Raw genomic sequence first — 17602 nt, 5'->3', positions numbered from 1 at the left:
GAGAAAAGTATGTTCGCTTCAAAAATAGCCCGTGGTTTCTACGACGCAGCTATCAATGTTTCGATGCCAGACGACGTGGTCGAAATTTCTGCTGAACGCCACGCTGAGCTGCTGGCGGGACAATCGGAGGGTAAGGTTATTGCCTGGGATGATGATGGTCTTCCTGTGCTTGTTGATCCGCAGCCGTCCAGCGATGACGAGCTGGCAGTTGTCGAGCGGGCTTGGCGGGATCAGTGCTTGTCCGAAACGGACGGCGTAGTGGCTCGCCATCGCGACGAACTGGAGGAGAGTGTTGAAACCACGTTATCTCCTGCACAGTATCTCGATCTTCAGCAATACCGGCGTGCGCTTCGCAATTGGCCTGAAGCGCAAGCGTTTCCTCAGCTGGATCACCGTCCGATAGCCCCCTCCTGGCTACCTGAGCAACCCAAATAAACGCCCCGCACCGACGGGGCGTTTTCTTATCCGTCCAACACCCAACGGCCCCTTTTTGAAAGGGGCTTTTTCGTATCTGGAGAACCCAAAAATGGCACCACGCCAAACCTACACCGTGCTCCTCCCATTTCCCACCGGAGGTGGTCACTGGTCGACCAAGGGCCAGGAGCTCGACCTGCTCGACGTCGAGGCCAATGCCTTGCGCAGCGCCGGTCGTCTGGAGCTGAAAAAAACCGAGGCCGGCGAATCGGCCTCTGCATCCACCCCGGCCAAAAAGGCCGCAACCAAAAAGGCTGAATAACCATGGCTGAGGTTTTGAACTTCGAGCACAACGGCATTACCGTCAATGCCACCGAATCTCCCGAGGCCATGGGTGGCCTGGGTGACAACGTTATCGGCCTGGTCGGCACCGCGCCGAATGCCAATCCGTTGATTCCGAAAAACACCCCGTTCCGCATCAACAGCTTCACCACCCAGGCCCAGTTGGACCCGACCGGTGCCGAGGCGGGGACCTTGTTCCAGGCGGTGTTCCAGATCCTCAAAGTGGTCAAGGTGCCGGTCTATGTCGTCATCGTCGAAGAGGGCGCCACACCGGCCGACACGCAGAACAACGTCATTGGCGGCATCGAAGCGCAGACCGGTCGCAAGCTCGGTCTGGCGGCGTTGAGTGGGGTCGCTGAAGACCTGACCATCATCGGCGCGCCGGGCTTCACCGGCACCAAGGCCGTGGCCAGCGAATTCGCCTCGTTCGGCAAGCGTATCAAGGCGCGCGTGGTGCTCGACGGCAAGGATGCCGCGGTTGCCGACCAGGTGACCTACAGCCAGGAACTGGGCGGCGCGGACCTCGGTTTCGACCGTTGCCTGGTGGTGCACAACATGCCGGCCGTGTACTCCAAGGCGGCGAAGAAAAACGTCTTCCTGGCGCCGTCGAGCCTGGCCATCGCCGCGCTCGCCAAGGTCAAGCAATGGGAGAGCCCGGGCAACCAGGTGACCTACGCCGAAGACGTCTCGCGCACCGTGGAATACAACATCCTCGACACCTCCACCGAAGGCGACCTGCTCAACCGCTACGGCGTCAGCTACTACGCCCGGACCATCCTCGGCGGCTTCTCGCTGCTGGGCAACCGCTCCATCACCGGCAAGTTCATCAGCTACGTCGGCCTTGAAGATGCGATCAGTCGCAAGTTGGTGAAGGCCGGCCAGAAAGCCATGGCCAAGAACCTGACCAAGTCGTTTATGGACCAGGAGGTCAAGCGCATCAACGACTGGCTGCAAACCCTGGTCGCCGACGAAACCATCCCTGGCGGCAGCGTGTACCTGCACCCGGAATTGAACAGCGTCGAGAAGTACAAGAACGGCACCTGGTACGTGGTCATCGACTACGGCCGCTACGCGCCGAACGAACACATGATTTATCAACTCAATGCACGCGATGAAATCATCGAGCAGTTCCTGGAGGACGTTCTCTAATGTTTACCAACCGCGTAAGACAGGCCATCGCGGCCACCCTGCAAGGCCTGCCGTTGTCGGCGACCGTGGACAGCTTCACCCCGCCGAAGATCGAGTTCGCCATGGAGTCGATGACGGGCGGGCGCTTTATCGGCGAGGAAATGGCCAAGAACGGCGCTGTGCTCGGCGCCACGTTGGTACTACAAGGCGCAGGGCCGGAAGTCATGCTGGCCCTGGGTGTGCGGCTGGGTGACGACATCCTGCTGAACGTGCGCGAGGCCGGTCAGGATCAGGATGGCAATACCTGGTTCACCTACCACACCGTCGGCGGGAAGTTGAAATCCCTGACCGAAACAGCGCTGAAGATGGGTGAGAAACCGCTCACCACGCTGGAACTCTCTTGCCGCACTTACAACCGTCTCGAAAACGGTATCCCCGTGATCGACATCGATGTGCGCACCCAGAAGTTCGTGCTCAACGGCGTGGACATCCTCGGTGATGCGCGGCGTGCGGTGTTGCTGCCTTAACCCTTTGCCAGCTGTTTAGATGCAGTCCCTGTGGGAGCGGGCTTGCTCGCGAAGAGTCCATCAACTTCAAATCAATGTTGATTGACATACCGCTTTCGCGAGCAAGCCCGCTCCCACAGGGGGCTCGCCCGCCATGATTCACCAAGGAATTGATTTCATGTCCTGGATGCCTCCTACACATGAGCTGTTGTCGCCGATCACCGGTGACGACGGTTCGCAGATCGAGCAACTCTCGCTCAAGCCGCTGTTCTACGCCGCGCAAAAAGACGCCCTGGCCCGTGCAGGCGATGACGAAGACGACCAGTTCTTCGAGCTGGCGAAATTGGCCACTGGCCTGTCGGTCAAGGAGCTCGACCAGCTCAAGCGCCCGGACTACGTCAGCATTGCGCAATACGTACATGAAATGTCGACCCGTCCGGCGTCGTACTTTCTAGATGACACACAGGCCGACCCCGACCAGGTGCCGCTACTGCAACCGCTCGACGTAGCGGGCCGCAGCATGACCTCGCTGACCCTGGAAATGCCGGCGCTGCGTGCCACCAAGGCGATGAAGAAGCTGAAGACAGCCAAGGAACGCGCCGAATTCATCACCGCCCATTGCACCGGCCTGATGATTCCCGACCTCGACCTGTTGACCGTGCCCGACTGGACCCAGCTGCAGGTACGCATCGACGATTTTTTAAACAAACCGGCGGACTTCTTTCGGAGCGCGACATCGAAGTGATCCTCGATGTGGTGCCGCTCATTTACTCGGTAAGTGAGGCGGAAATCCTGGAGTGGGACGCCGGCAAGGCCTTGCGCCGCTACGACATTGCGATCACTCGCCTTGGCGTGAAACAGGAGTAGAGCGGGATGGCGGACGATAGATATTCGCTCAGATACGCAGCTTTCGATGGGAGTGGGTTGGCGTTGGGAAATACCAGTCTGACGAGTGGTATATCAGCACAAAGTGCCTTCCCCCGGGATCAACTGTTGAGCCTCGATCTGGCGCTGGAAAAGTTGGGGCTCAAGCTCGGTCTGCTCACCTCGGCGATCGAGTCACTGACCGTGAAGCTGTCGGCGCAACGATTGTTCTCCCAGACAATTGGGGGCGGCGCCAAGGGGGAGTCGGCCAATGAGTCAAAAGGTAAGTCGCGTGGCGGTATCGAACCGCCGGAGCTGCTGAAACCCGCGATAGCCATGGATACGGCGATGGCCGATCTGAAGCAGGCCACCCAATTCAGCCCTCGCCAGATCGAACAGATGGCTGCGCCAACCCAGCAGATCGCCACCGCCCCGTTGGTGGCGGCCGGGGGCACCACAGCGGTTGATCTGGTGAGGATAGAAACCCTGGCGGCCAAGGAAGGCATTGGTAGCGAGTTGCTCGATGCCTCGGACCGACAGCGGGAACTGTTGCGTTTCGCCTCGGATGTTGGCGTGGCCGCGGCGGCGTTCAGGAAGCCGGCCATGGAGATGGCCGAAATGATGGCTGGCTGGCGTACTTCCATGAAGCTCAGCGGCGCCCAAGCCTTTGATCTGGCGGATGCCACCAACCACCTGGGCAAACTACCCGGTGGAGCGAAACCGGGTGACATCGGCGCCGTCTTGCAGCGTGACGGTGCGGCTGCGACGACCGCCGGCCTGGCCCCTGTGCAAGCCGCGGCGTTGACGGCGGCGTTGCTCAATACCGGTACGAAACAAGCTGAAGCCGGCGCAGCGCTGGATGACTTCACGACGGCCCTGGACAAGGGTGAGCAAGCCTCCACAGCCGAGCAAGCGGCCTGGAAACAGCTGGGCCTGGCGCCCGCGGCGGTGTCGAGCGGCTTGCGCGACAAGGACACGGCGCCCGGCACAATGATGACCGTGCTTGCGGCCTTGAACGCGCAACCGACTGAAAAACGCTCGGCCCTTGCAACCACGCTATTCGGCAAGGGCGATGAGGCAGTGCTGCGCATGGCGCAGAAACTGCCCGACGTGAACGCAGCCTTCTTGCAGGTGAAAGACCCGGGCCAATACGCCACTTCACAATTGGGCAACAACGGCTCGGTGCGGCAGGACGCGTTGGCGCTGTCGAACACCCAGCAAGGCCAGCTAAACGTCCTCAACGCACATAACGAGCGTTTGTCAGTGGCCACGGGAAATGCGCTGGTACCGTTGGCGGATAGCTCGTTTCAATGGCTGGGTTCGCTGGCTGATGGCATGAGTGAGCTGGCTGAATCTTCGCCCAAGGCCACCGCTGCCATTGTGCTGGTTGTTGCAGCGATCAAACCGCTGGTGGGCGCGCTGCTCAAGGCTGTAGGGGATGAGATGTCCAACCAGGTGGCCAAACGGGTGTTGGGTAGGGCTGCCCCGCACCTTCCCGGCGGCTTGGGTGAGGTGATCTCCGAAGATTTCAGAAAATCTCGTGGGGACAAGCTCGATACACGCAATGCCAGCCAGGGTCCCGAATCCACGAGCGGGTCGAAAATACGCGTCAGTACACGAGGCTCACGGGGAGGCGCAGGGCGTTTTTCATTCGGGCCAACGGCCTCGTTACGCTCGATGACTCGCAGGGCGCCCGGCCCATTAAAGGTAGTCGGCGCCGTCGCCGATGTGGCCGAGGGTGTCCTTACCGGCGACAAACGAATGATGGGCGCAGGCCTGGGAGCCGCAGGGGGCGGGTGGGCAGGCGCTGCTGCGGGGTCTGCTGCCGGTGCCGCTTTGGGTAGTGTCGTTCCGGTGATTGGCACTGCCATTGGTGGGCTGGTTGGCGGACTGCTGGGCGGTTGGTTGGGGAGCGACGTCGGCGCGTCTCTGGGCGAAAAACTCGTTGCCCCCGCCGACAGACTCGCCGCGCCAGACCAGGTCAGCAAAGACCTGATCAGCACCCAGACAACCACACAGCAGAACACCCTGACTGCGAACATCTATATCAATGGTCAGGACCAGGCCAGCGCCAGTCAGTTGGCCAACCTGGTCGTGCAGCAGCTTTCTGGCCAATTCGGCTTAACGACCATGCCCAACTCACTCGCCATGCGCAGTGATGCGGCCCTGACCGACGGAGGTACGTGATGCGTCAACAAATGGCCCTCGGCAGCTTCATTTTCGGCCTGTCGAGAAACTTTGCGTACCACCAACTGGTACATACATCGGATGGCGGCTGGAAAAACATCGACATTCTCACCAGCAAACCCAAGTCCAGCCAGACCGGCCAAGGCCTGCAAGGGCTGACGATCACAGGCAAGTCGATGTACGCGACCGCCATGGACCGTCTCGATGAACTGCGGGCATTGCAGGCGCAGCGCATCCCCTTGCCGTTGGTGGATGGCATCGGTCGCAATTGGGGCCTCTGGCGAATCAACACAGTGACTGAATCCCAGACCGAGATCATCGATGACGGTACCGCGATGGTGGTCGGCTGGGTCATTGAATTGACGGAGTTCGCCAATGCGTAGGGTTCGAAGCATCGCCGGTGATTCGGTGAATCTGTTGCTGTATCGCGAGCTCGCGCATTGTGACGATGCCACTGAAGAAGCGCTTTGGCGACTCAATCCAACGCTGGCCGAATGGGGGGCGGTGCTGCCTGCGGGTGTATGGGTGGTACTGCCGGAAGTGGACGTCAAACCCGTCGCGACCCCACCGGTTTCAGCCTGGGATTAAGGAGGCGACATGTCACTGGGTTTCACCCCCGCAATAGAAATCTACGGCGCGAACGCTGCGTTGCTCAACGAACGCTTGCTCAATTGGACTCATGTCGACGCGGCGGGGATCGAGTCCGACCAACTGACGCTCACGATCAGCCTGGAGGGGCTTGAAGGCCTGCCCAGCCTGGGCGGGAAAATCGGCTTGCGGGTCGGTTACCTCGAGTCGGGCCTGGTGGACAAGGGCGAGTTCGTTATCACCCGGCTTACGCCTATGCTGTTTCCCCTCAAGCTGACGCTGGTGGCGATGGCGGCGCCGTTCAGCGCGGCCGACCAGAGTGGATTCAAACAGCGCCGATCTGCCAGTCATGGCCCGACAACCCTTGGGGCGTTGTTTCGCCAATTGACCTCCCGACACGGTTTTTCTCCCCGTGTGGCGCCGGACCTGTCGCTGATTAAAATCGAGCATATCGACCAGTCCAACGAAACCGACATGGGCTTCCTGACGCGACTTGCCCACCGTTACGATGCCGTCGCCAAACCGATCAACGAGTTGTATGTGCTGGCTCGGCGTGGTCAGGCGAAATCATTGTCGGGCAAGGTCCTGCCACCCATCAGGTTGTCAGTGACGACCGATAATCGTCCGGGCGACCATGCCTTTATTTCCGCCATTCTTGATGCAAACGCCCGGGCGAAATACCAGGGCTGCAAGACCAGTTGGTGGGACCCGGTGGCCGGTAAACTGCGCGTGGAGGAGATCGGCATCGCGCCGTTCAAGAACCTGCGCCAGCGCTTCCAGAGCGCCAACGACGCCCGTGCCGCTGCTGAAGGTGAGGTGCGCCGGATGATGCGCGAGGCTCTCAAGGTGAAAATTGAATGCCCTGGCAACCCCGGATTATCGGCGGAAGGCATCGTGCTGTTGGACACCACTTGGCCGGATTTCATGCGCGGTCGCTGGTCGATCGACAAGGTCACGGCTGCCGGTGACCGGGAAAAGAGCTATCGCTGTACGATTGATGCGACTTGCCTGGATGCCAGGGGGTGATACCAGGCCCTGTGGAAGCGAGCTTGCTCGCGAAGAAGGCAACCCCAACAACGAATTTCGATGACCCGACTATGGACGTTACCCAACAGCAACTCATCAACATCATGCCCAACGCCCGCACCCAAGCGGGCGTTTTCATTTCTGCGCTTAACGCAGCCATGTCCCGCTATCGCATCGACACGCCTAAACGCATCGCTATGTTCCTGGCCCAGGTCGGCCATGAGTCGGGGCAATTGCGTTACGTGCGCGAGCTCGGCGGTGATCAATACCTGGGCAAGTACGACACGGGGCCGTTGGCCGTGCGCCTGGGCAATTCGTCCCAGGCCGACGGTGATGGCCAGAAGTATCGGGGCCGCGGTCTGATCCAGATTACCGGCCGCGACAATTACCTTCGTTGCAGTCAGGGACTGTTTGGCGACGCACGCCTGCTGGCCTTGCCTGAACTGCTGGAGCAACCGCAATGGGCAGCTGAGTCCGCTGCGTGGTTCTGGGAGCAAAACGGCTTGAACGAACTGGCCGATCGCGATCAGTTCAACAGCATTACCCGACGCATCAACGGTGGTTTGAACGGTTTGGAAGATCGCCTGCAACTCTGGGCGCGGGCGAGGGCGGCGTTATGCCAGTCTTCAGCCTGATGCCTTTTTCCGCTCGCACCCTTGGCATCGTCGTTCTATTGGCATTATTGGCGGGTGGCCCGGCGATGCTCGCATGGCGAGTTCAAGATTGGCGTTATGGCCGACAATTGGCGCAACTGGAGCAATCCCAGGCCGACACGTTGAACCGGATAAGCCAGTCGGCCGCAATGCAGCAAAAGGTCGAGCAAGACAAACGCGAAGCCCTTGGACGCCAACTGTCCGCCAGCGAACAAACCCATTACCGAGCCTTGAGCGATGCCCAACGTGACCAGGATCGCCTGCGCGATCGCCTTGCTACTGCCGATGTGCGGCTGTCAGTCCTCCTCGACGCCGACGATGTGGCCGCCGGTTGCACAATGCCTGCCGCCGCCGGCGCCGGCAGCCTGGATCATGGCGCCCCACGCGCCCGACTTGACCCAGCGCATGCTCAACGAATTATCGCCATCACCCACGAAGGCGATCGAGGACTGATTGCCTTACAGGCTTGCCAGGCCTATGTCAGGGCCCTAGGTCAATGATCCGGCGAGCCTTGCAAGCTGCGAATGCTCGTGTACGGTAGGCCTCCATTGTGTCGAATCGGGAGAGCATCATGGACGACATTACCGGGCTGGCCGCTGAACTCGGCAGGCGCTTGCAGTTGCTCAATGCCCATGTGACCACGGCCGAGTCCTGTACCGGCGGTGGGATTGCCGAGGCAATCACCCGTATTCCCGGGAGTTCGGCCTGGTTCGAGGCCGGTTACGTCACCTATTCCAATCGCCAGAAGACCCAGCAGTTGAACGTCCCTGCCGAGTTATTCGCGACGGTGGGGGCGGTCAGTCGCGAGGTGGTCGAGGCTATGGTGCGCGGTGCCCAGCATAAAAGCCTGGCGCGTTATGCCGTGGCGGTCAGCGGGGTCGCCGGGCCGGACGGGGGCACGCCGAACAAGCCGGTGGGCACCGTATGGTTGGCCTGGGGGATTGGCGAGGCGGTGGTCAGCGAGCAGCGGTTCTTTGCAGGCAACCGCGACGAGGTCCGCCGACAAACGGTTAAGGCCGCGCTAGAGGGGCTGCTGCAACATGCCGCTGTAGAAATCTCAAATCAGGGGTAGGCGATCCTCAATCGCTGTGGAATAATACTGGCTACTTATACAGGTGTTGGCCGTCAGGCCTTATTGATTACGTGAGGACTTTAATGGACGACAACAAGAAGAAAGCCTTGGCTGCGGCCTTGGGTCAGATCGAACGTCAATTCGGCAAGGGTGCCGTAATGCGTATGGGCGATCAGGACCGTCAGGCTATTCCTTCCATCTCCACCGGCTCCCTGGGCCTGGACATTGCGCTGGGCATCGGCGGCCTGCCAAAAGGCCGAATCGTTGAAATCTACGGTCCTGAATCTTCCGGTAAAACCACGCTGACCCTGTCCGTGATCGCCCAGGCCCAAAAAGCCGGCGCAACTTGCGCCTTCGTCGATGCCGAGCACGCCCTGGATCCGGAATACGCCGGCAAACTGGGTGTCAACGTCGACGACCTGCTGGTTTCCCAGCCGGACACCGGTGAGCAGGCCCTGGAAATCACCGACATGCTGGTGCGTTCCAACGCGGTTGACGTGATCATCGTCGACTCCGTGGCGGCACTGGTGCCAAAAGCGGAAATCGAAGGTGAAATGGGCGACATGCACGTGGGCCTTCAGGCTCGCCTGATGTCCCAGGCCCTGCGCAAGATCACCGGTAACATCAAGAACGCCAACTGCCTGGTGATCTTCATCAACCAGATCCGCATGAAGATCGGCGTGATGTTCGGCAGCCCGGAAACCACCACCGGCGGTAACGCGCTGAAATTTTACGCCTCGGTTCGCCTGGACATCCGCCGCACTGGCGCGGTGAAGGAAGGTGATGAGGTTGTCGGCAGCGAAACCCGCGTCAAGGTCGTGAAGAACAAAGTCGCTTCGCCGTTCCGTCAGGCTGAGTTCCAGATTCTCTACGGCAAGGGCATCTACCTCAACGGCGAAATGATCGACCTGGGTGTACTGCACGGTTTTGTCGAGAAGTCGGGCGCCTGGTATGCCTACAACGGCACCAAGATCGGTCAGGGCAAGGCCAACTCGGCCAAGTTCCTGGCGGACAACCCGGAAGTTGCAGCTGCCCTTGAGAAGCAACTGCGTGACAAATTGCTGAGCCCCGTAGCGGATGTCAAGGCAGTGGCCAATCGTGAAACCGTTGATGACCTGGCTGACGCTGACCTCTGATAGATTCGATGACCGTCGTACTCGATACCCTCGTCGCGGTGCGGCGAACCGCGATGGACCTGCTCGCAAGACGCGAGCATGGTCGAGTCGAGCTGACGCGCAAGCTGCGTCAGCGCGGCGCTCCCGATGAGCTGATCGACTCGGCCCTCGACCGTTTGACGGAAGAAGGCCTGTTGTCGGAATCCCGCTATTTGGAAAGCTTTGTCTCTTATCGCGCCCGATCCGGTTATGGTCCTTTGCGAATTCGTGAAGAGCTGGGCCAGCGCGGTTTGCAGCGGCCTGATATCGAACTCGCCCTGCGTGAAAGTGGTATCGATTGGCAAGAGCAATTGATCGATACCTGGCGCCGCAAGTTCTCAGGGCATCTGCCCATCGATGCACGAGAACGCGCCAAGCAAGGGCGTTTCCTGGCGTACCGAGGGTATTCCATGGAAATGATCAACCGCTTGTTCAGCGGTCGCGGTATGGATGATTAAATGAAAACGGCCCGCTATTTCGATAGCGGGCCGTTTTTTTATGGGCTCAGGTTACCTTCAGCGGCTCCCATGTCAGGGGTTGGACTTTTTGGGCGGGTTGGGCCCAGTTTTCCGGCAGGTTGATGTAATCCACCAGTTCTCTCAAGCGGCCGTGATCGCGGGCGTTGAAGGTGAAGGCCAGTCGCGTCAGATGACTGAACCTGGCCTCGTCATGTTCTTCACCGCCGTAATCATGCTGATGGAAACAATCGTTCAGGCACAAATCGGCAAATTGAGCCTGCATCTGCTGCATGGCCTGTTCGCTCAGCTTGCGATTCATGCGGATGATGAACTGATGCTTGAGCCAGCGACTGGAATGGAAGTTGCGATAGAACTGGTTGATCTCTTCCACGGCGTCTTCGACGTTGTGCACCAGACGCATCAACTTCAAATCGGTAGGCAGGATGTAACGGTTCTCCTCCAGTTGCTCACGGATGAAATTCAGGGCGCCTTGCCAGAACTTGCCGCCTGGAACATCCAGCAAGACCACCGGCACCAGCGGGCTTTTACCCGTCTGTACCAGCGTCAGGACTTCCAGCGCTTCATCGAGGGTGCCGAACCCGCCCGGGCAGAGCACCAGCGCATCGGCTTCCTTGACGAAGAACAATTTGCGGGTGAAGAAAAAATGGAACGGCAACAGGTTCGGCGTGCCTTCGACGGTCGGGTTGGCATGCTGTTCGAAGGGGAGGGTGATGTTGAACCCCAGGCTGTGATCGCGCCCCGCGCCTTCATGGGCGGCGGCCATGATGCCCCCGCCGGCACCGGTGATGACCATCATGTCGGAGCGGGCCAGCGCTGCCCCCAGCTCGCGGGCCATGCCATACAGTGGATGTTCGATGGGCGTTCGGGCCGAGCCGAAGACGGTGACCTTGCGGCGTCCTTTGAACTGTTCGAGCGTGCGAAAGGCGTTCTCCAGCTCCCGCAGTGCTTGGAGGGTAATCTTGGCATTCCAGCGGTTGTGATCTTCCTGGGCCATACGCAGTACGGTCAGGATCATGTCTCGGTAGATGGGGAGGTTCGGGCTATTGGGTGACACCAGGCTGAGTTGCTCTTCGACCTTGCGGGTGAGGTCGTGGCCGTGGTTCTCAAAATGACGACTGAGCACATCATTGGGTTTATAAGGCATTCAGCTTCTCCTTCTTGACAGGACCCCGGCCTGAACGAGAGATTCGTCATGGCCCTGACACTCCATGTGTCGCTGTCAGCCCAGGCCCTTGCCCGGATGCCGACCTGGCTCGGCGCGGTTCGCAGCAAGGCGACCAAGCCACCCAGCGGGTTCTGCTTTTTCCTTGGATAAAGACCATCACACGGCAAGGCGCTGACAGGGCAGCCTCGTTCTGCCCAAGTAGTCGATACATTTATGAATCTAGACCTTTGCGCCAATCTGCGCTGCCCTGATCATGGCGCTCAAAAGTGGCCCTTGGCAACCGCTGGATGCAACGAAGGCTACCGTGCCGCTCGTCAGATTACCGACCGGTTGCGTGCCGCTCTGATTTACTGATTAACAAGCGTGCCAATGAAAATTTACGCCCAGGGCTGGGCGCCACGCGAAGGATTCAAGCGGATCGGGCATGGAGGCGGGAGAGATGAGCAGGGTGACCCTGGAACTCGACAGGCAGCTGTACCTGGCGCTGTTGGAATCAGCTCAGGCCAATCGGTTGAGCCTTGAAGAGGAATGTTGCCGCCGATTGGAAGGGCGGACATGGCGCTCGCGTTATCTACAGGCGCTGGTGGCGGAATTGCGCGCCGATGACGAACAGCGGCGCGCACGCTCAGGTTGATTATTTCTTGGCCTTGGCCGCTTTCGGGCAATCCGATTCCTGGAAGCGTTCGGTCGCGACTGGGCGGTTGGTCTTAACTTCGGTGAATTCGTAGCGCATCGTTGCGCCCTTGGCCATCAGCTTGCGGAAACCCGGGTTGGTGCACACGGTGGAGCCCAGCTGGAAATACACGGCCTTGGGATCTGCGCGCATTTTCTGGGCATGGCTGCTTTGCACGCTGAGGTGGTTGATCAGCTCGGTGCCTTCGACGGTGTAGCCCTGGTCCAGAATGTCTTCATTGATCGCCCGCGGCGTACCGACGCTACTTTCTCTGGCGACGTTCTGCAGCATCTTGTTCAGTTCGAGTTCTTTCAGCGAGGCAGCCTGGACGCTGAAAGACGTCACCAGCAGAACGGCAACGGTAGGGACGATAAGGCGCAGCATGAAACTCTCCTGGTTCAGTGACTGGTGGTTCGACCGATCACATGACTGTGCGTTCAGTGGCCGGGAATTATAGGGGAGCCCGGGTGCACGGTACAGGCTTGCGCGCTCTGGTAGAATGCCGGCCTTTATTGCCCTGCCGAGTGTCGTTCGTGTCGAGTTTTCCTGTTTGTCGGCGTCGCCCACGATGAATCATGCCCCTAATGCCGTCGCGCTGCTGCGTGACCAGCGCATCGATGAAGGCATCAAACCGATTCAGGCCCGTGGCTGGCGTGCCCCCCGTTGCAGTGCCTGTCGGGTCATCGAGAGCCATTGCCTGTGCGCCTGGCGTCCAAGCGTCGAGACCCGCTCCGGGATCTGCCTGATCATGACCAACAAGGAAGTCTTCAAGCCGAGCAACACGGGTTGGCTGATTGCCGACGTGGTGCGCGATAACCACGCCTTCATCTGGTCTCGCACCGACGTCGACGAGCAACTGCTGGCGTTGCTGAACGACCCGCAATGGCAACCCTATCTGGTGTTTCCCGGCGAGTACGTGGAGCCATCGCGGGTCACCCATACCGTCGACCTTGATCGCGCCAAGCGCCCGCTGTTCATTCTGCTGGACGCTACTTGGACCGAGGCACGGAAGATTTTTCGTAAGAGCCCCTATTTCGATCGGCTGCCGATCCTGAGCCTGCTGCCTGACAAGCTGTCGCGCTATCGTCTGCGCCGTTCGACCCGCAGCGAGCATCTGTGCACCGCCGAAGTGGCCGCGCTGTGTCTGGAACTGGCAGGGGACAGCGACGCCGCGTCGGCCCTGGACGCTTATTTTGATGTGTTCAGTCAGCATTACCTGGGGGCCAAGCGCCAGCAAGCGGTGGACATATCGACGCCGGCCCACGCCGAGCTACGGCCCTTTATTCATGCGGCGCCAGCAGTATTGGCCCAATAGTGGCTCATACTGGACCAGTGGCGGCCGTGCTGCTTGACCACCCCCGCTTCGCTGGGCATGCTTGGCGCCGACCAGGGTGCGGCCGAAGTTTGAAACGCCGTGTTTGGCGTTGAACGTGCCCCTGCGGATGCCGCTGCCTGGCGGTGTCTTGAGTTGTTTTGGCGAGGCGCGAATGCATCGGGCCTGCCATTAAAAAACAGGATCATTTGAACAATGGCCACATACGAAATCCTGATTGCCGATGACCACCCGCTCTTTCGCAGCGCGTTGCATCAGGCAGTGACCCTGGGCCTGGGCCCGGATGTCCGGTTGACGGAGGTGGCCAGTATCGCGGAGCTGGAAGTCCGGTTGACTGAAAAGGCCGATTGGGACCTCGTGCTGCTGGACCTGAACATGCCCGGGGCCTACGGTTTTTCAGGGCTGGTGTTGTTGCGCGGCCAATACCCGCAGATTCCGGTCGTGATGGTCTCGGCCCAGGAAGAAGCCTCGGTGATGGTCAAGGCCCGTGAGTTCGGCGCCAGCGGCTTCATCCCCAAGTCCAGCTCCCTGGAAATGATCCAGCAGGCGGTGAAAGCCGTCCTGGACGGTGATGTTTCCTGGCCGCCCCAGGCGTTCGAAGCGGTCAGCGTCTCCGCGGAAGCCAAGGCGGCCAGCGAGGGCCTGGCCAGCCTCACGCCGCAGCAGTTTCGTGTGCTGACCATGGTTTGCGAAGGCCTGCTGAACAAGCAGATTGCCTATGAACTGAACGTGTCGGAGGCCACCATCAAGGCCCACGTCACGGCGATCTTCCGTAAACTGAACGTGCGCACCCGGACCCAGGCGGCCCTGTTGTTGCAACAACTTGAGTCAATTTCACCGCAGCCTTGATGGCCGGGTTCACGCTTTTTTGACCGAGCTTGAATTAGCTTCTCCACTCCTTTTTGATCAGTTGCCCACTCTATGTCACCTTTTAAAGGCCAAACCGGCCTGAAACGTATCCTCAACGCCTCTGGTTACTCCCTCGATGGTCTGCGCGCCGCGTTTGTCGGCGAAGCGGCTTTCCGCCAGTTGGTATTGCTCAACGTCGTGCTGATTCCGTTGTCGTTCTTTCTGAATGTCAGCCGTGTCGAGCAGGCATTGCTGATCGCGGTCTGCCTGTTGGCGCTGATCGTGGAGTTGCTGAATTCGGCGGTGGAGGCGGCCATCGACCGCATCTCCCTGGAGCTGCACCCGTTGTCGAAAAACGCGAAGGACATGGGCAGCGCCGCCCAGTTCGTCGCCTTGACCATGATTGCGTTGGTCTGGGGTGTGGTTCTGCTCTAATCCTCAGGCGATGGCCGGGAGCACGATTTCGTCGCTGCGCTGGACCCCTGCGGTGAACGCTCGGCACAGTTCGAGGAATTCGCGCATGGCCGAGGTCTGGTATTTTTGTTTATGCCAGATGAAATAGAACTGCCGGGCCAGGTCCATGTCCGGGGTTTCCACCGCGACGAGGCTGCCGCGGCGGAAGGCATCGCGCAGGGCCAGGCGTGAAATGCAGCCGATGCCCAGGCCGGACTCCACGGCTCGCTTGATCGCTTCTGTGTGTTCCAGCTCCAGGCGGATATTCAGCGCGCTGCGGTGATGACGCATGGCCTGGTCAAAGGTCAGCCGCGTACCGGAGCCTTGTTCGCGCAGGATCCAGGCTTCATGGGTGAGCTCTTCCATGGTCGCCTGGCCGCGCTTGGCCAGCGGATGCTGGGGAGCGCAGAACACCACCAGTTCATCCTTGACCCAGCTTTGCACTTCAATGTCCGGATGGCTGCAATCGCCTTCGATTAGACCCAGGTCAATTTCATAATGGGCCACCTGGTGCACGATATTGGCAGTGTTTTGCACGTGCAGCTTCACCTGGCTTTCCGGATGACGCTGCATGAAGCCGCCGATCAACAGCGTCGCCAGGTAATTGCCGATGGTCAGCGTGGCGCCGACCGCCAGTGAGCCGAAGCCGGACTTGCCGTTGAGCAGGTCTTCGATCTCCTTGGCCTGGTCCAGCAGTGCCACTGCCTGGGGCAGCAGCTGTTTGCCCAGGGCATTTAGGCTCAGGCGCTTGCCGGCACGGTCGAACAGTTGGCAGCTCGATTGCCGCTCCAGTTCGGTGATGGAGGTGCTGGCCGCCGATTGCGACAGATTGAGCAGGCCCGCGGCACGGGACACGCTTTCCTGCTGGGCGACGGCGACGAAGACTTGAAGTTGACGTAGAGTAAATCGCATATCGATATAACCGATAACCCTTATCTTAATAATCCATTTAACAGATATTGTCGCCGCCATTAGAATGCGATGCAATTGCGCAAATTGACGACGCAGGCATCATTCCCAGGAGTCCCCGTACATGAGCAACATGAACCACGAGCGTGTCCTCAGTGTTCATCACTGGAACGACACTCTGTTCAGCTTCAAGTGCACCCGCGATCCGGGCCTGCGCTTCGAGAACGGTCAGTTCGTGATGATCGGCCTGCAGCAGCCCAATGGCCGCCCGCTTATGCGCGCTTACTCGATCGCCAGCCCGAACTGGGAAGAGCATCTCGAATTCTTTAGCATCAAGGTGCCTGATGGCCCGCTGACTTCCCAGTTGCAGCACCTGAAGGAAGGCGACGAGATCATCATCAGCAAGAAGCCTACCGGCACGCTGGTGCTGGATGACCTCAAGCCTGGCAAGCATTTGTATTTGCTCAGCACCGGCACCGGCCTGGCGCCGTTCATGAGCGTCATCCAGGATCCGGAAACCTACGAGCGTTTCGAAAAAGTGATCCTGTGCCACGGCGTGCGCTACGTCAATGAAGTCGCCTACCGCGAGTTCATCACCGAGCATCTGCCGCAGAACGAGTTTTTCGGCGAAGCACTGCGCGACAAACTGATTTACTACCCGACCGTGACCCGTGAGCCGTTCGAGAACGAAGGCCGCCTGACCGACCTGATGCGCAGCGGCAAGCTGTTTCGCGACATCGGCCTGCCGCCGATCAATCCGCAGGACGACCGCGCCATGCTGTGCGGCAGCCCAAGCATGCTCGATGAGACCAGCGAAGTGCTCAACAGCTTCGGCCTGACCGTTTCGCCGCGCATGCGCGAGCCGGGTGATTACCTGATCGAGCGGGCGTTCGTAGAGAAGTAAACTTCGGCACCTGCGATGGCAGCGACTTGGTCACACTGACAGACCACAAGAAAAAGCCCGTGCCGCCTGATGAAGGCCGCGCGGGCTTTTTCGTTTCCAGCGATTATTCTTTCGTTGGGATCACTTCCAACACCCGGATCAACCCCGGCTGCGGATAATGCCAGCGGACGTCCAGGTCCCAGAACTGTGCGCCATATTCCCGTTCCGCTGTAGGAACCTGATACGCCGGACGTGGGTCCTGGGCCAGGCACTGTTCAATCAGGTCCACCAAGGGCTCATGCAGACGCGTGGCATGATCGCGGGCCTGGAGCAGGGCAGAGTCCGTCCATTGCACTGGGATCAGCTCAGGCGCTGCACTGGCGATGCTGTTCGACGCCGCACCGATGATGTCGGCGTAGGGTACGTAGGGCTTGATGTCCAGCACCGGCGTGCCGTCCAGCAAATCGATGCCCGAGATCCACAGGCGCCCCGCTTCAACCCGCTCCAGCTTGACCACCGATTGGCCGATGCCGTTGGGGCGATGGGTGGCTCGGGTGGCGAACACCCCCATGGACTTGTTGCCGCCCAGGCGCGGCGGACGGACCTTCAAGCGTGGCTTGTCTTCCAAGGCCTGGTGGAACAGGAACAGCAGCCAGACATGACTGACCTGTTCCAGGCCCTGCACCGCATCGCCCTGGTCAAACGGCGCCACCAGCTCCAGCACACCGCGAGCGGCCGGGGCCAGTTGCGGTTGGCGGGGGATGGCGAACTTCTCCTTGAAGCAGGAGCGGACGAAGCCGATGGGGGAGACGCTGTAAGTCATGGGTTGAAATCGAGGCGAGATGGAGAGGGCATGATAGCGCGAGCGGTGCGATCGACCACGGTCCCGGTGGCGAGGGAGCTTGCTCCCGCTGGGCTGCGAAG

At 60.1% G+C, this 17602-nt stretch carries 24 protein-coding genes; 20 read left to right on the top strand and 4 right to left on the bottom strand.

Annotation, left to right across the window (positions count from 1 at the left end; translation table 11 throughout):
- Positions 1-9: 9 nt before the first annotated feature.
- From PFLQ2_RS28125 to recX, 14 genes are all read left to right on the top strand, one after another.
- Positions 10-435, top strand: a complete 426-nt coding sequence (locus tag PFLQ2_RS28125; protein ID WP_033046239.1) for a tail fiber assembly protein — start codon at positions 10-12, stop codon at positions 433-435.
- 91 nt (positions 436-526) lie between these two features.
- Positions 527-736, top strand: a complete 210-nt coding sequence (locus PFLQ2_RS06595) for a hypothetical protein (protein ID WP_003184831.1) — start codon at positions 527-529, stop codon at positions 734-736.
- A 2-nt stretch (positions 737-738) separates the two neighbouring features.
- Positions 739-1905, top strand: coding sequence for a hypothetical protein (locus PFLQ2_RS06600; protein WP_003184829.1), 1167 nt, complete (start codon positions 739-741; stop codon positions 1903-1905).
- A complete protein-coding gene (locus tag PFLQ2_RS06605) occupies positions 1905-2411 on the top strand; it encodes a phage major tail tube protein (protein ID WP_003184827.1) in 507 nt (168 codons plus the stop codon). Before PFLQ2_RS06600 ends, PFLQ2_RS06605 begins: the two co-directional genes overlap by 1 nt.
- Positions 2412-2568: 157 nt before the next feature.
- Positions 2569-3135 carry a phage tail assembly protein gene (locus PFLQ2_RS06610; protein WP_003184825.1) on the top strand — a complete coding sequence of 189 codons (567 nt, stop codon included), beginning with the start codon at positions 2569-2571 and terminating at the stop codon, positions 3133-3135.
- Positions 3136-3263: 128 nt separating this feature from the next.
- A complete protein-coding gene (locus tag PFLQ2_RS06620; protein ID WP_003184820.1) occupies positions 3264-5441 on the top strand; it encodes a phage tail tape measure protein in 2178 nt (725 codons plus the stop codon).
- The gene (locus tag PFLQ2_RS06625) at positions 5441-5824 is read left to right on the top strand and encodes a phage tail protein (RefSeq protein WP_003184818.1); all 384 of its coding nucleotides are present in this window, start codon (positions 5441-5443) and stop codon (positions 5822-5824) included. The genes PFLQ2_RS06620 and PFLQ2_RS06625 overlap by 1 nt, the downstream gene beginning before the upstream one ends.
- Positions 5817-6029 (top strand): tail protein X, encoded by a 213-nt coding sequence (locus PFLQ2_RS06630; protein WP_003184817.1) that lies wholly within the window; start codon positions 5817-5819, stop codon positions 6027-6029. The genes PFLQ2_RS06625 and PFLQ2_RS06630 overlap by 8 nt, the downstream gene beginning before the upstream one ends.
- A 9-nt stretch (positions 6030-6038) precedes the next feature.
- The gene (locus PFLQ2_RS06635) at positions 6039-7055 is read left to right on the top strand and encodes a contractile injection system protein, VgrG/Pvc8 family (protein WP_003184815.1); all 1017 of its coding nucleotides are present in this window, start codon (positions 6039-6041) and stop codon (positions 7053-7055) included.
- A 71-nt stretch (positions 7056-7126) separates the two neighbouring features.
- Positions 7127-7690, top strand: a complete 564-nt coding sequence (locus PFLQ2_RS06640; RefSeq protein WP_003184813.1) for a glycoside hydrolase family 19 protein — start codon at positions 7127-7129, stop codon at positions 7688-7690.
- Entirely contained in the window at positions 7672-8208 is a 537-nt protein-coding gene (locus tag PFLQ2_RS06645; protein WP_003184811.1) for a lysis system i-spanin subunit Rz, read from the top strand. Before PFLQ2_RS06640 ends, PFLQ2_RS06645 begins: the two co-directional genes overlap by 19 nt.
- A gap of 71 nt (positions 8209-8279) precedes the next feature.
- Positions 8280-8780, top strand: coding sequence for a CinA family protein (locus PFLQ2_RS06650; RefSeq protein ID WP_003184809.1), 501 nt, complete (start codon positions 8280-8282; stop codon positions 8778-8780).
- A gap of 83 nt (positions 8781-8863) precedes the next feature.
- Complete coding sequence (recA, locus tag PFLQ2_RS06655) at positions 8864-9916, top strand: recombinase RecA (protein WP_003184807.1); 1053 nt, start codon at positions 8864-8866, stop codon at positions 9914-9916.
- Positions 9917-9924: 8 nt separating this feature from the next.
- Positions 9925-10392: a recombination regulator RecX gene (gene recX / locus PFLQ2_RS06660; protein ID WP_003184805.1), complete on the top strand. Its 468-nt coding sequence runs from the start codon at positions 9925-9927 to the stop codon at positions 10390-10392.
- Between the two features lie 46 nt (positions 10393-10438).
- On the opposite strand, the gene PFLQ2_RS06665 is transcribed toward recX, so the two are convergent.
- A complete protein-coding gene (locus tag PFLQ2_RS06665; protein ID WP_003184803.1) occupies positions 10439-11557 on the bottom strand; it encodes a TIGR00730 family Rossman fold protein in 1119 nt (372 codons plus the stop codon).
- Positions 11558-11605: 48 nt separating this feature from the next.
- Between PFLQ2_RS06665 and PFLQ2_RS30860 the strand changes: the two genes are divergently transcribed.
- Complete coding sequence (locus tag PFLQ2_RS30860) at positions 11606-11728, top strand: hypothetical protein (RefSeq protein ID WP_256217234.1); 123 nt, start codon at positions 11606-11608, stop codon at positions 11726-11728.
- Positions 11729-12017: 289 nt separating this feature from the next.
- On the top strand, positions 12018-12212 hold the full coding sequence (locus PFLQ2_RS06670) for a hypothetical protein (RefSeq protein WP_003184799.1): 195 nt from the start codon (positions 12018-12020) through the stop codon (positions 12210-12212).
- Here the strand turns inward: PFLQ2_RS06670 and PFLQ2_RS06675 are convergent, their stop codons facing one another.
- A complete protein-coding gene (locus PFLQ2_RS06675) occupies positions 12213-12635 on the bottom strand; it encodes a quorum-sensing-regulated virulence factor family protein (protein WP_003184797.1) in 423 nt (140 codons plus the stop codon). It abuts the gene before it with no gap.
- Positions 12636-12819: 184 nt separating this feature from the next.
- Between PFLQ2_RS06675 and PFLQ2_RS06680 the strand changes: the two genes are divergently transcribed.
- From PFLQ2_RS06680 to PFLQ2_RS06690, 3 genes are all read left to right on the top strand, one after another.
- Complete coding sequence (locus PFLQ2_RS06680; protein ID WP_003184795.1) at positions 12820-13566, top strand: tRNA-uridine aminocarboxypropyltransferase; 747 nt, start codon at positions 12820-12822, stop codon at positions 13564-13566.
- A 213-nt stretch (positions 13567-13779) separates the two neighbouring features.
- A complete protein-coding gene (gene erdR / locus PFLQ2_RS06685; RefSeq protein WP_003184794.1) occupies positions 13780-14433 on the top strand; it encodes a response regulator transcription factor ErdR in 654 nt (217 codons plus the stop codon).
- A gap of 72 nt (positions 14434-14505) precedes the next feature.
- Positions 14506-14868 (top strand): diacylglycerol kinase, encoded by a 363-nt coding sequence (locus PFLQ2_RS06690; RefSeq protein WP_003184792.1) that lies wholly within the window; start codon positions 14506-14508, stop codon positions 14866-14868.
- 3 nt (positions 14869-14871) lie between these two features.
- On the opposite strand, the gene PFLQ2_RS06695 is transcribed toward PFLQ2_RS06690, so the two are convergent.
- On the bottom strand, positions 14872-15798 hold the full coding sequence (locus PFLQ2_RS06695; RefSeq protein ID WP_003184790.1) for a LysR family transcriptional regulator: 927 nt from the start codon (positions 15796-15798) through the stop codon (positions 14872-14874).
- Positions 15799-15919: 121 nt separating this feature from the next.
- Between PFLQ2_RS06695 and fpr the strand changes: the two genes are divergently transcribed.
- Positions 15920-16699: a ferredoxin-NADP reductase gene (gene fpr / locus PFLQ2_RS06700; protein WP_003184787.1), complete on the top strand. Its 780-nt coding sequence runs from the start codon at positions 15920-15922 to the stop codon at positions 16697-16699.
- A gap of 103 nt (positions 16700-16802) precedes the next feature.
- On the opposite strand, the gene tsaA is transcribed toward fpr, so the two are convergent.
- Entirely contained in the window at positions 16803-17501 is a 699-nt protein-coding gene (tsaA, locus tag PFLQ2_RS06705; protein ID WP_003184783.1) for a tRNA (N6-threonylcarbamoyladenosine(37)-N6)-methyltransferase TrmO, read from the bottom strand.
- Positions 17502-17602: the final 101 nt, after the last annotated feature.

It is taken from the genome of Pseudomonas fluorescens Q2-87, from assembly GCF_000281895.1.
Classification (GTDB): Bacteria; Pseudomonadota; Gammaproteobacteria; order Pseudomonadales; family Pseudomonadaceae; genus Aquipseudomonas; species Aquipseudomonas fluorescens_S.
The sequence above is the reverse complement of the archived record's forward strand: the minus strand, read 5'-3'. Positions and strand labels throughout refer to the sequence as shown.

Coding starts and splice junctions, on each gene's coding strand:
- erdR (WP_003184794.1), top strand. CDS start 13,780: ATGGCCACATACGAAATCCTGATTGCCGATGACCACCCGCTCTTTCGC.
- PFLQ2_RS06630 (WP_003184817.1), top strand. CDS start 5,817: ATGCGTAGGGTTCGAAGCATCGCCGGTGATTCGGTGAATCTGTTGCTG.
- PFLQ2_RS06650 (WP_003184809.1), top strand. CDS start 8,280: ATGGACGACATTACCGGGCTGGCCGCTGAACTCGGCAGGCGCTTGCAG.
- PFLQ2_RS30860 (WP_256217234.1), top strand. CDS start 11,606: ATGGCCCTGACACTCCATGTGTCGCTGTCAGCCCAGGCCCTTGCCCGG.
- PFLQ2_RS28125 (WP_033046239.1), top strand. CDS start 10: ATGTTCGCTTCAAAAATAGCCCGTGGTTTCTACGACGCAGCTATCAAT.
- PFLQ2_RS06625 (WP_003184818.1), top strand. CDS start 5,441: ATGCGTCAACAAATGGCCCTCGGCAGCTTCATTTTCGGCCTGTCGAGA.
- PFLQ2_RS06690 (WP_003184792.1), top strand. CDS start 14,506: ATGTCACCTTTTAAAGGCCAAACCGGCCTGAAACGTATCCTCAACGCC.
- PFLQ2_RS06620 (WP_003184820.1), top strand. CDS start 3,264: ATGGCGGACGATAGATATTCGCTCAGATACGCAGCTTTCGATGGGAGT.
- PFLQ2_RS06665 (WP_003184803.1), bottom strand. CDS start 11,557: ATGCCTTATAAACCCAATGATGTGCTCAGTCGTCATTTTGAGAACCAC.
- PFLQ2_RS06695 (WP_003184790.1), bottom strand. CDS start 15,798: ATGCGATTTACTCTACGTCAACTTCAAGTCTTCGTCGCCGTCGCCCAG.
- PFLQ2_RS06635 (WP_003184815.1), top strand. CDS start 6,039: ATGTCACTGGGTTTCACCCCCGCAATAGAAATCTACGGCGCGAACGCT.
- PFLQ2_RS06595 (WP_003184831.1), top strand. CDS start 527: ATGGCACCACGCCAAACCTACACCGTGCTCCTCCCATTTCCCACCGGA.
- PFLQ2_RS06605 (WP_003184827.1), top strand. CDS start 1,905: ATGTTTACCAACCGCGTAAGACAGGCCATCGCGGCCACCCTGCAAGGC.
- PFLQ2_RS06610 (WP_003184825.1), top strand. CDS start 2,569: ATGTCCTGGATGCCTCCTACACATGAGCTGTTGTCGCCGATCACCGGT.
- fpr (WP_003184787.1), top strand. CDS start 15,920: ATGAGCAACATGAACCACGAGCGTGTCCTCAGTGTTCATCACTGGAAC.
- recA (WP_003184807.1), top strand. CDS start 8,864: ATGGACGACAACAAGAAGAAAGCCTTGGCTGCGGCCTTGGGTCAGATC.
- PFLQ2_RS06670 (WP_003184799.1), top strand. CDS start 12,018: ATGAGCAGGGTGACCCTGGAACTCGACAGGCAGCTGTACCTGGCGCTG.
- PFLQ2_RS06675 (WP_003184797.1), bottom strand. CDS start 12,635: ATGCTGCGCCTTATCGTCCCTACCGTTGCCGTTCTGCTGGTGACGTCT.
- PFLQ2_RS06600 (WP_003184829.1), top strand. CDS start 739: ATGGCTGAGGTTTTGAACTTCGAGCACAACGGCATTACCGTCAATGCC.
- PFLQ2_RS06640 (WP_003184813.1), top strand. CDS start 7,127: ATGGACGTTACCCAACAGCAACTCATCAACATCATGCCCAACGCCCGC.
- recX (WP_003184805.1), top strand. CDS start 9,925: ATGACCGTCGTACTCGATACCCTCGTCGCGGTGCGGCGAACCGCGATG.
- tsaA (WP_003184783.1), bottom strand. CDS start 17,501: ATGACTTACAGCGTCTCCCCCATCGGCTTCGTCCGCTCCTGCTTCAAG.
- PFLQ2_RS06680 (WP_003184795.1), top strand. CDS start 12,820: ATGAATCATGCCCCTAATGCCGTCGCGCTGCTGCGTGACCAGCGCATC.
- PFLQ2_RS06645 (WP_003184811.1), top strand. CDS start 7,672: ATGCCAGTCTTCAGCCTGATGCCTTTTTCCGCTCGCACCCTTGGCATC.